The sequence below is a fragment of the Mesorhizobium sp. IMUNJ 23033 genome, from assembly GCF_044778005.1.
In the GTDB taxonomy this organism is placed as follows: domain Bacteria; phylum Pseudomonadota; class Alphaproteobacteria; order Rhizobiales; family Rhizobiaceae; genus Mesorhizobium; species Mesorhizobium amorphae_A.
Genome location: NZ_JBJACT010000002.1, coordinates 1 through 12033, shown reverse-complemented (window position 1 = coordinate 12033; position 12033 = coordinate 1). Strand labels below are relative to the sequence as shown.

The 12033-nt window shown below is 64.4% G+C and carries 4 protein-coding genes; 1 reads left to right on the top strand and 3 read right to left on the bottom strand.

Features of this window, described 5'->3' with window-relative positions:
- Positions 1-58 precede the first annotated feature (58 nt).
- From ACFX5Q_RS03370 to ACFX5Q_RS03360, 3 genes are all read right to left on the bottom strand, one after another.
- Positions 59-1711 (bottom strand): ABC transporter substrate-binding protein, encoded by a 1653-nt coding sequence (locus tag ACFX5Q_RS03370; protein ID WP_404275377.1) that lies wholly within the window; start codon positions 1709-1711, stop codon positions 59-61.
- 286 nt (positions 1712-1997) lie between these two features.
- On the bottom strand, positions 1998-8048 hold the full coding sequence (locus ACFX5Q_RS03365) for a translocation/assembly module TamB domain-containing protein (protein ID WP_404275375.1): 6051 nt from the start codon (positions 8046-8048) through the stop codon (positions 1998-2000).
- A gap of 3 nt (positions 8049-8051) precedes the next feature.
- Positions 8052-9980: an autotransporter assembly complex family protein gene (locus ACFX5Q_RS03360; protein WP_404275374.1), complete on the bottom strand. Its 1929-nt coding sequence runs from the start codon at positions 9978-9980 to the stop codon at positions 8052-8054.
- A 280-nt stretch (positions 9981-10260) separates the two neighbouring features.
- Here ACFX5Q_RS03360 and ACFX5Q_RS03355 point away from each other — a divergent pair.
- A partial coding sequence (locus tag ACFX5Q_RS03355) for a PAN domain-containing protein (protein ID WP_404275372.1) occupies positions 10261-12033 on the top strand: 1773 nt, incomplete at its 3' end.

The window sequence follows — 12033 nt, the reverse complement described above, 5'->3', positions numbered from 1 at the left end:
TGGAACCATGCAAGCAGTGATGGGGAAGGGGCGAACGCCCCCTCCCCGATCGATCCGATCACGCCTGTTCGAGCCAGACCTTGCCGTAGTCGCGCTCGTATGTCGGGTGCATCTTGTAATTCTGCACCGCCTTGACCGAGTGACTGTAGAGCTTGCGCCAGAAGGGCTGGATGATGATGCCGGAATCCTGCAGGGTCTGTTGGATGTCCTTCATCATATCCTTGCGCTTGGCGGCATCGGCGACGGCGAGCGCGGCGTTGAGCTTGGCATCCCAATCGGGATTCGACCAGGCTGTCTCGTTCCAGGCTTCACCGGTGCGGTAGCCGATCGCTAGAACCTGGACGCCGAGCGGCCGCATGTTCCAGGTGGTCATCGACAGCGGATACTTGGTCCAGTCGTTCCAGAAAGTCGAGCCCGGCAGCACCGTGCGCTTCACCTTGATGCCGGCGTCACGCAACTGCGCGGCGATCGCATCGCCGGTGTTCTTGTTCCAGTCCTCGTCGGCCGTGATCAGCTCATGCTCGAAATCGGCATGGCCGGCTTCGGCCATCAGTGCCTTCGCCTTGGCCGGATCACGCGCGATCTTCGGCAACTCGAAATATTCCGGATGAATCGCGCAGACGTGGTGGTTCTCAGCGACAGTCCCGGCATTGCCGTAACCGAGCTGGAGGACGACAGCGTTGTCGACGCCGAGTTGCAGCGCCTGGCGTACCTTCTGGTCGTCGTAAGGCTTGTTGGCCACATTGGTGCGGCAGACGATGGTCGCTGCGGTGACCACCTCGGACTTCACCAGATCCATGCCGTCGAGGATCGACACATAGTCGGCCGAGGTTTCGTAGTTGGTGTGTATTTCGCCGGCTTCGAAGGCGCTGACCATCGCCGCCGGATCGGTGCCGTAGTCGATGAACTCGACGCCGTCGAGGAAGACCTCGCCATCCCACCACTTGTTGTCTTCGCGGCGTTTGTAGACCACCTTCTGGCCGACATCGTAGGAGACGAGTTCGAATGGGCCGGTGCCGATGGGGCAGGCCTTGAAGTCGCCGCCCTTCTCGTCGAAGGTCTTGTGAACGATGAGGCCCGGATAGTCGCACATGTTCGGGATGAGCGCGATATCGGGCTTGCCCAGCTTCAGCTTGACGGTCACATCGTCGACCTTGGTCACGGCGCTTTCGTCCAGCTTGTCGTCCTTGACCAGCGAGCCGAGACGACCTGGCATGGAGTTGCCTTCGGCTTTCTTGTCGCCCCAGCGCTTGAGGTTGAAGATCACGTCATCGGCGGTGAATGCATCGCCGTTCGACCAGGTCACGCCCTTACGCACATGCAGTGTGTATTCGGTGGCGTCGTCGTTCACATCCCAGCTCTCCAGAAGATAGGGACGGAACGTGTATTCGGTGGTGTACTTGACCAGCGGCTCGAGCGCCTGGCGCTCGGCATTGGCGATTTCCGACCAGTCGGCCTTGCGCGGGTCCTTCGGATCCTTGATCCACTGCGCGACCTTCAGCGTGCCGCCTTTCTTGCCCTGGACCTCTTCCGCCTTGGCCGGCGTCGGATCGGCCAGACCGAGCATGCCGTAGGCCATCGCCGTGGACGCGCCGAAGACGCTGGCCAGAGCGAGAAATTCGCGGCGATCCATCTTGCCTGCCTTGGCTTCTTCGGCCATTGCCAGGATATGATCCGGAACGCGGTCACCGTTGCTTTTGTAGATTGCCATGACTGACTCCCATTGTTGGCTTTCTGCCTTTTAACATTCCGCATCCGCGCCGTGATGTCAAAGACCGACACGGACGGGGAACATGTTAGCGAATGTGCAACTTTGGAAGGAGGGCAGTTCGCGTGATAGCGACAGTCTTGGCGCAAAATTGCTACTGCCCGGAAGATTCCGTTCGAATCCCGGGGCCCGATTAAAATGAGACATTCAAGCGGGATAGGACAGCGCCAGCTGATCCTTGAGTTTGCGCCAGGGCGATAGCTCCCGACGCTCGCGATCGTCGCCGATTTCAGTATTCGCGCTCGTAGAAGATGCCGCCCTTGGCTTCCCCTGCATCGTTGGCTTCGCCGCGCAATTTGACGCCGCGCCCGACATTGAGATCGATGGTCGCCTTGCCAGAACCCGGCTTGTCGCCCTTCTGGATCGTCACATAGGTGCGGTCGTTGAGGTATTTGCCGGCCGAAACGGCCGTGCCGCCCTTCTCGTCCGTCGTGACGTCGAGATCGTCGACGCCGATCGCGCTGCGCAGGTTTTCGAGCAGCGATGTCGAGCCGCCGACGCCAGCCAGCTGCCCTGCGGCTTCGGCAAGCTGGGCGATCTGCAGCGGCGACAGATTCGACATCGAGCGGCCGAAGATCAGTTGCGCCAGCACCTCGTCCTCCGGCAGGGCCGGCACGGACGAGAAGGTGAATTTCGGATTGGTCGCTTCGCCCGAGACGACGATGGTGACGGTGGCGCTGCTCGTCGTCGAGGTTGCCGTCAGGTTGAGGTAGGGCACCAGCGAGCCCGAAAAGCCGACCGTGCCTTCGGTGAAGGTCAGCCGCTTGGCGAGGATCGACAGCCGCCCGCGCTGCAAGGTGAAGGTGCCGACCGCATGCGGCGACGATGCCGGGCCGGTGAGCTTCAGCGAACCGCCAAGCTCGGCATCGACGCCCCGGCCCTGGATGAAGATCTGGTTCGGCGCGTTGACCGTGACGTCGAGGACAAGCCCGCTGCCGCCGCCACCGCCGCTTGTCGTTGGCGGACGCAGCGCCTTGTCCTGCGCCCGGACGGCGCCGGGCGCGTTCTTGTGCTTGACGTCGAGCGCCGACAGCGACCCCGGCAGCTTCTCGGGCACGGTGATGACGGTCTTGGCCAGGTTGATGGTTCCCGAGATCACCGGCGCCGAGGCGAGCGGTCCCTTGATGGTCAGGTCGCCGCCGAGATTGGCCGTGACCACCCTGCCGTCGGTATAGCGGCCGTCGATGAGCTTGACCGACAGGTCGGCCGGGAACCCTTGCGCCGGATTGATGCCGACCGTCCCGCTGGCCGACAGGCTGCCGCGCGTCGACAGTGTGCCGGTCAGGCGGTTGATCCGGGCAACGCCGGCGCCGATCGAAACGTCGGCGGCGATGTCGTTGACGGCAAGGCCGGAGCGCGCATCGACCAGGCGGGCGCCTGACGTGCTGACCGTGCCGCCGATCACCGGTGACGTCGCCGAGCCGCGCACCTGCACATTGACATTGGCGGTGCCGTTCAACGACAGGCCCTGCGCGGCAAGCTTCGCGGCAAGGAAGGAAAACGGCACCTTGCCGGAAAAGTCGAGCACCAGCGCCGGTGCGCCCGCAATGGTCACCGTGCCGCCGCCCTTGAGGCCGAGACCCGCCCCATCGCTGATGTTGGCATCGAAGGTGAGTTTCTTGCTGGCGAACGTTCCTGACGAGGAGATGTTCATGCCGCCAAGGCCGGCGCCGCGGGTCTGCGCGGTCTGCACCCCGGCGGCGTCGATTTTGAAAGCGATGCTTGGATTGGCGGGGGCGCCCGTCACCTTGACCGTGCCCGAAATGGAACCGGCGGCATCGAGACCGCGTGAAAAACTATTGGCGAGCGAGGCTGGCACCTTGGCCAGCGCGGCATTGATGTCGAGCGCCTGCCCGACCTTGCCGGTCACCGTCGCCGTGCCGCCGCCGAGGTTGAGTACCAGCCTGTCCAGCGTCGTCGTTCCATTGGCGATGCTCACGGTCGAGGCTTGCGCGATCGCCGCCTTTATCCCCTGCACCGTCGCCTGGCCGGAAGCGAGCTCGATGGTCGTCGTGCCGTTGGCGACCGTGACCCGGCCGGCGGCCTTGGCCGGAATGTCCTTGACGGTGGCGCCGCCGGAAAAGCCGGTCCAGTCGCCGTCGCGCTTGAGATCGACATCGATGCCGCGGATGACGGTGCCGCCGGAGGTGACGCTGTCGGCGCGGATCTTGCCCGAGATCACCGGCGCGGCGAGATAGTTGGCGATCAGCGCGTCGATGGAAACGGTTTTCGCCACCAGGTCGCCGCGTGAAAGCGAACCGGTCGTCGCCTTGATAGCGACCTGCGGCGCGTTGCCGCTCTTCGAGAAGACGATCGTGCCGCGCACATCGCCTTCGGCCTTTTCCAGCGCCAGCGCGGCAAGCGGCCCGATATCGGGCAGGTCGAGGGCGACAGTGCCTTCAGGCACGAAGGCTTGGTCGAGCGCGAGGTCGCCGGAGATCCGGTTCTTGCCCAGCGACAGCAGCAGTCCGTTGATGGCGCTCTTGCCGTCCGTCGTCGCCAGCACCGCGCTGCCCTGCAGTGCCTGCCCGGCGACATTGCCGGTCAGTTGCACATTGGCCGCCGGATTGGCGGCATCCGCCTTGCCGGTGGCGGTCAATTTCAGGCCGGTGATTTCGCGGTCCGCGACCGAAAGCCGGTCGCTCTCGACCGTCAGCGACAGGTCCGGCGCCAGGCTGGCGCCTTGCGCATTCAGCGCGAAAGCGATGGCACCCTTGGCGTCTTTCGACAGCAGCGAAATATCAGCCAACGCGCCCTTGATGTCGGCGCTGAGCTTGTTGTCGGCGAGGCTTGCCTGCCCATTGGCGGTCAGCGCACCCGACGCCAGCGTGACCGGGCTCGCGCTGACATTGCCATGGGCATCGCGCTTCAGCGTCGCGCTGAGTTGCGTCCGCTCGGCCAGCACGCCACGCGCCGCCGCCGGCAACGCCGCCGAAAGGGCGTCCGCCTTGAGGTTGAGGTCGATGGCGCCGTCGGCCAGGGAAACCCGGCCATTGAAAGCGCTGTCGAGTGCTGCGCCCTGCACCGAGCCGCTGTCGATGGTGATGGCATCCGCGGCAAGGCTGCCGGCGACTTTTGCGATGATCTTGCCGGCGATCAGCGGCGCGATGGTCGGGTTGTCCAATCCTATCTTGTCCGCCGTCACCGTACCCGAGATCGGTCCGGTACGGCTCTTGACGTCGAAGGCGTCGGAATGCAGCGCCAGCGTGATGCCTTCAACCTTGGCGTGGTTGGTGGCGACCGAAGGCAGCGCCGCGGAAATATCCAGCTTCGCCTTCATGCCTTGCCCCGCCGCCTTCACCGACAAGGCCTGCAGCTCGAGCTTGATCGGGCTTTCGGCGCTGCCGAGCGACAGCGGCAGGCTGGGACCGGTCGATGTCAGGTCGAGCGCGAAATCGCTGGCGCCGTTCGGGTTGATCGTGCCGGCGGCTTTGCCGGAGATCTTGTCGCCGGCAAGCGTCGCATGATCGATGGCGATCCCCCCGGCGCTCGTTAAGCCGCCGGCGGCATTGAGGTTGAGCGGCCCAAGCCCGGCCTGGCGGGTCTGGCTGGTCTCGGCGCCGGCGAGTTGCACGTTGAAGCGTATGTCTGGGCTTGCCGGCGATCCCGTCACCTGCGCCGTCCCGTCGAGTGTCCCCGCAGCGTCGAGGCCGGGGGAGAAATCATTGGCAAGGGCTGCCGGCAGGGCGGAGAAAATTGCCGCCAGGTCGAGCGTCTGACCTGCAGTGCCGGAGAGCGTCACGGCGCCACCGCCGACATCGACCACCAGTCGCTCGATGCTGGTCACGCCATTGGCGATCGAGAGATTTGACGGGCTGGCGATGGCGGCCTTGATGCCGCGAACGGTCGCCTCGCCCGAAGCGATCTCGATGCTGGTCGTCCCGCCGGCGATCTTCGCCCGGCCGGCGGCGGTGGCCGGGATGCCGGCGATCGTGGCGCCCCCGGTGAAATTGGTCCAGTCGCCGTCGCGCTTCAGGTCGACGCCAATGCCGCTGATGACTGTCGTTCCCGATGTCACACTGTCGGCCTTGATCGTACCGGAGATCGCCGGGCTCTTGAGATAGTTGGCGATCAGCGCATTGACGGTGATTGCCTTCGCCGCCATCTCGCCGCGCGAGATCGATGCACTGGCCGCATTGATGGTGACGGTCGGAGCTTCACCATCCTTGGCGAAGGCAATGGCTCCGCCGATATCACCGGCCACCGCCTGACCGGCAAGCGAAGCCAGCGGCGCGATATCGGGGGCAGCGAGCGTCAGCGTGCCGAGCGGCAGCAACTTGTCGTCGAGCACAAGGTCGCCCGAAACCTTGTTGTCACCCAGCGACAGGCTGAGCCCCTTGATCGAACGCTTGCCATCGCTGGTCACCAGCGCCGCCTTGATGTCGAGCGGCTGGCCGTCGACCGACCCGGTCAGCGAGACATCCGCCGCCGGACTGGCGATGTCGGCCTTCCCCGATGCGGTCAGCTTGATGTCCTTGACCGTACGGCCCGACGCCGTCAGGCTGGCGCTGTCGGCCGAAACGGAAAAGTCCGGCGCCCAGCGCGCCCCGCTTGCCGTCAGCGCGAAGTTGACACCGCCGGCGAGAGGCACGCCGGCCAGCTGCGACAGCACTGAAACGTCGCCGAGCGTGCCCTTGATGTCGGCCTGGATATCGCTGCCTTGCGCGCTGGCGGTGCCGCTGGCCTTGAGCGAACCGGAGGTCAATTCGAGTGAATTGGCGGCGAACGAGCCTTGCGGATCGCGGGTCGCGGTCGCCGAGAACGTCACGCGCTCGCCGAGCACGGAGCTGATCTGCGGCGGCAGCGCCGATGAAACCGCATCGGCGTTCATCTTCAGCTTCATCGCCAGGTCGGTCAGCGATAGAGTGGCCGTCAGCGAGGCGTTGAGTGCATCGCTGCGCAGCGTTCCCTGGTCGAGCGAAATCTCGTCCTTGCTGATCTTGCCGGCGAGATCGGCCGCCAGCTTGCCGGTCACCAGCGGCGTCAGCGTCGCGACATCGGTCTTCAGGCCGCCGGCAGAAAGCTTGATGGTGACCGGGCCGCTGCGGTTCTCAATTTCGAAACCGTCGGAATGGATCTGCGCCGCCAGATCGTTGAGCTGCGTGCCGCCTGCCGCCACCGAAACCAGCGACGCGCCGATATCGACCATCGGCGCCTTGCCGTCGCCAAAGGCGCGGGCGGTCGCGTTTTTCACCGCCACGGTAACTGGCTGCGCCTTGGTGCCGACGTCGAGCACCACGGGCTCGCCTTTGGCGGCGATCTCCACCGAAAGGTCGCTCGCGCCCTTGGGATCGACAGTGCCCGCGGCAGTGCCATGCACGGCGTCGCTCTCGATCGTGGCGCGCTCGATGGCGACGCCGCCGGCCGGCGTCGTGGTGCCGGCAAGGTCAAAGCTGGTCTTGCCGGCAAACAGCGGCTTCAGCTTCTCCGGCAGGAAGCGCCCGAAATCGCCGTCACCCTTGGCCTCGACGTAGTTTCCTTTGTCGCTGAGTTGGTGGCGGCCGGTGAGTTGGGTGACGATCTGGCCGTCGACGACGAAGGTACCGATGCCGCTCCAGTTGGCCAGTGGCCCCGTCCCCGAGACAATGATATCGACCGGTGGCGCGTCAGGCAGTTTGAGCAGATTGGCGATGATGCCGCCCGCCGGCTCGGATGCCTTGAGATCGAGGTCGAGCTTGTTGTCGGCGGGCGCGAAATGGACCTTGGCGTCGACATTGCCCTGCTTGCCGTCATGGCGGGTGACGTTGAGCACCGTTTCGACCGCCAGCGGCGAGGCATCGACCTTGGCCGATCCCTTGGCGGCCAGCTCGGCAATGCCACTCCCGGCCAGTTGCTCGCCAAGCGCAATCTCAGGCATATCGATCTGTTTTATGTCGATCGAAACCGGCAGCGTCGTTGCACCACTCTCCGCTGGCCGGGTGCTCGCAGCCGGCAAGCGGGCGAGTTCGATGCGCTCGGCACCGATGCGCTCGGCGTCAAAACTCTTCGACAGAAGCGCCAGCGGCGACCAGTCGACGGCGACCTTGCGGGCCACCAGCCAGGCACCGTTGCGGTCTTCCAGCACGACATGGTCGAGCCTGAGCGCGCCCGACCAGATGCCGTCTATGCCGCTGACGGTGACCTTGCGGTCATCGCTCGATGCCAGGTTCGAGACGATGCCGGCGAGGTTGTCGCGACCGCGCTCGGTCTTGGTCAGCACGACGAGCGCGCCGACCGCTGCCGCCACCACGATGAGCAGCGTGTAAAGAACAATGCGGAAGATGCGCCAGAACGTCTTCATGGCTCAGAACGCCTGACCGATGCCGGCATAGATGCCGAAACGCGGGTCGCCCGGGTCGCGGTTGAGCGGGATCGCCGCGTCGACCCTCAACGGCCCGAATGGCGTTAGATAGCGCACGCCGACGCCGGCGCCCACCTTCATGTCGGAAAAGTCCGGGAAAGATTTCGTCGAGACGGTGCCGGCATCGACGAACGGCACGATGCCGACCGTGTCGGTGACGGCAATGCGCATCTCGACCGAGGTTTCGAAGAAGGAAAGGCCGCCGATCGGCTGCCCGTCGATGTCCTTAGGGCCGATGCCTTGATAGGCATAGCCGCGCACCGAGCCGCCGCCGCCGGAATAGAAGCGACGGTCGGCAGGGACATGCTCCAGGCTGGTGCCGACGATGGAACCAATGGCAACGCGCTCGGCGAGCACGAATTTTGAGGCCGTGTCGACCGATTGGTAAGCCGACCCTTCGCCCTTCAGCTTGAGGAAGGCAGCGCCGCTCAAAATGTCGTAGCTCGGTTCGGCATAGGCCAGCACCCTGAAACCTTTTGTCGGATTGAGCCTGACGTCGCGATTGTCATAGACATATTGCAGCGGAATGCTGGCGATCAGATAGGTGTGTTTGCCGAAGGCATCGGTGATTTTCGAATAATCGAGCGCGCCTTCCGCCGACACCCTCTGCTTCTTGTCGATGTCATAGGAAAGCCCGGTGCTGCCCTTGATTGAGAAATGGTCATAGGCGTCGGGATGTTCGAGCACGGTCTTGACGCTGGCAATGAATTTCGATGCCGGCCCGACCACACCCGGCTTCTCGAACATGATGCCGGCATTGTAGTTAAGCTCGCCCAGGTCGTTGCTGCCAATGCCGCTGATGGCGCCGTCGATGCGCAGCTTTTCGGCCCGGCCGAACAGATTGCGGTGGCCCCAATAGCCTTCGAGGCCGAGCCCCTCGGTGTTGGAGAAGGTGCCGCCGACGCCGAAATAGCGCGGCTTGCGTTCGCTGACCTGAACGTTGATCGGGATGTTGCCGTCGGCGTCGAGGCCGCCGCCTTCCTTCAGCGTCACGCTGTTGAACACTTCCAGCCCAAGCAGCCGGTCGCGTGCATCGTCGATCTCGTCGGGCGAATACTGGCGGCCGCGCTTCAGGCCGGTCATGTATTCGGTGAAATCGCGGTCGACCTTCTCGGTGCCCTCCACCGTCGTGTCGCCATAGCCGGCGACCGGTCCGGCCGCCACGGTCAGCGTGACGTCGAGCGTCGAGGTCGCATGGTCGGCGACGATATGGCTGCTCGTGACCTTGGCCAGCGGCCGGCCTTCCTGCTTCAGCGCCCGGACGATCAGCGCTTCGGCCTTGAGCACGGCGCCCGATCCGGCATCGCCGCCGGCGATCAGCCCGAAATCGGCGCTTGCCAGCCCGGCCGCATCGCCCTCCAGCCTGATATTGCCCAGCGTGAATTTCGGCCCAGGCGTCACCGTGACCACCACCGGGATCGGCTGCGGCCCGGTGAATTCGGCGTCCGGCGGCAATTCATCCAGCGCCTTGCCCTGGATGGTGACGGTGACGATGCCTTCGTAGCGGGCATCCGCATAAAGCGCCGCAACCAGTTGTTCGCGGTCGCTGCGCGCCTTGGCCAGCAGGCCGAGCGAACCGGACACAGGGCGTTCTTCGTCGGCCTTCAGCGTCGAGGCGTTTTCGAGTTTCTTGACCAGATCCTTGTCGGCGTCGGTCGCTTCGATGCTCACGGCGTAGCGCAGCGGGTCGACGATATCGGCGTCCTCGTCCTTCGACGAGCCCCACAATTTGATGCCGAAAATCTCGAAAGCGGCCGCATTCCGGCTTTCCGCGGCGAGCATGGTGGAACACATCAGCACGAAAAGCAGGGCGCGCGGAAGCCCGCGCATTCGCGCGGTTCTTCCCGACATATGCCTTTCATGCGCCGACATTACAAATCTAACCTAGCTTGCAATGCTAAAATTGGAATGAAGTTCTGAAGTGCTCGTAAAGGGGCCACAATCCAATTGTCTGAAATAGACAGGGCTTGGAATTCACACCTTCTGCGTCGCCGCAAGAATGCGTGATCCCCTGTCCTATGGAGGTTCTATCCGATACCGGCTCTCGGCCGGAAAGGAAACCGTTGGCAGGCGGAACCTGCCGCGTCCTTGTGTTGACAAGCCTGACTGAAGCTTGATCATGCCGGGACGTAAGCACTGTCTGGAGGGTGTTATGGCAATGCGCGCGGCTCGTGGTCTGTCTTTTCTTCTCCTTCTTTTCTTTGCCTTGGGAAGCGCCGCGCAAGCGGCCGAAGCCCGGCGAATCGTGACGACCGACAATTCCGACTATTTCGGTTTCGATCTCCGCTCCGACCAGAATGTCAGCCTCGACCAGTGCAAGACGACCTGCCTGGGCGATCCGGCCTGCCGCGCCTTCACCTACAACACCAAGGCCAAATGGTGTTTCCTCAAATCCGACTATAACCAGCTGAAAACCTTCAACGGCGCCATCGCCGGCAAGGTCGCCAATGTCGATGGCGATCCCGATATCGGCGCGCCGCCGGAGCTTGCCTTCTTCCCCAACTGGATGGCCGACCAGGCCCAGCAGTACCGCAACAAGCTGACCGATCCGGCCTATGACAAGCCGACCGAAGGGCTGGAAGCGCTCAAAGCAGCGGCCGAGCAGTCGTCGCTGACCGGCGACCATCGCTCCGCCATGCAGAAATACGAGGCCGCGGTTTCGGTATTGCCCGATGACGGCCACCTCTGGTTCGAACTGGCGCGCGAGACACTTGCGGTGCAGCCGGCCTCCAACACCTCCGAAGCATCGACTTTGCCGGCAAACGCCACCTCCGCCGGCTTCAACGCCTACAAGCTCCTGCGCACCACCAGGACGCGCGCCGAAGTGCTGGCGCTGCTCGGCGCCGGGCTTGACCGCCGCGACCTCTACCGGCCAGCACTCCAGGCCTATGAAGCCAGCCTCGCGCTGGTCGCTTCGCCTTCGGTCCAGGCCGACTATGCGGACCTGAAGTCACGCAAGGGCTTCCGCGTCATCGATCACACGGTCGACGCCGACACCAGCGCGCCACGCATCTGCGCGCAGTTTTCCGAGGACCTGGTCAAGACGGGCGTCGACTATGCCCAGTTCGTCACCGTCGACAATGCGCCGCCGAAGGGCGTCGAGGCCAAGGACAAGCAAATCTGCGTCGAAGGGCTGGAACACGGCCAGCACTATGAAGTGACCTTCCGCACCGGCCTGCCGGCCGCCATCGGCGAGGTGATTTCCGTGCCCGTGGTGCTGTCGATCTATGTGCAGGACCGCGCGCCATCGGCCCGCTTCACCGGCGACAGCTTCGTGCTGCCGGCCGGCGCGCGCCGCGGCATTCCGGTCGTCACCGTCAACATGGCCGCCGCCAAGATGAAGCTTTATCGCATCGGCGACCGTTCGCTGGCGCAGCTTCTGTCCGGCTATCAGTTCCTGAAGCAGCTCGACGGCTACGACCTTTCCAACATCTCCGACCAGATGGGCGAGCCTGTCTGGGAAGGCCAGCTCGACATCGCCAACGATCTTAACAAGGAGGTCACCACGTCCTTCCCGGTCGATGAGGCCCTGCCGCAGCGCAAGCCGGGCGTCTATGTGCTGACCGCGCAGGCGGTGGACGACAAGAGCGACGAGTATAATTCACGGGCCACGCAATGGTTCGTTGTCTCCGACATCGGCCTGTCGACCTATACGGGGCAGGACGGGCTCAACGTCTTTGCCCGGTCGCTCGGAACCGCCAAGCCGATATCGGGCGCCGAGCTCACGCTGCTCGCCCGCAACAACGAGATCCTCGGCACCGCCACCACCGACGCCGAAGGCCGCGCCGTCTTCAACCCCGGCCTGACGCGCGGCGACGGCGGCATGGTGCCGGCCGTCCTGATGGCCAAGCAGGGCGACAACGACTTCGTCTTCCTCGACATGGGCCGGGCCGGCTTCGACCTGTCCGACCGCGGCGTCTCCGGG

What these genes read in the sequence shown, in the direction of transcription:
- ACFX5Q_RS03360 (WP_404275374.1), bottom strand. Translation starts at nt 9,980, where the DNA reads ATGTCGGCGCATGAAAGGCATATGTCGGGAAGAACCGCGCGAATGCGC.
- ACFX5Q_RS03370 (WP_404275377.1), bottom strand. Translation starts at nt 1,711, where the DNA reads ATGGCAATCTACAAAAGCAACGGTGACCGCGTTCCGGATCATATCCTG.
- ACFX5Q_RS03365 (WP_404275375.1), bottom strand. Translation starts at nt 8,048, where the DNA reads ATGAAGACGTTCTGGCGCATCTTCCGCATTGTTCTTTACACGCTGCTC.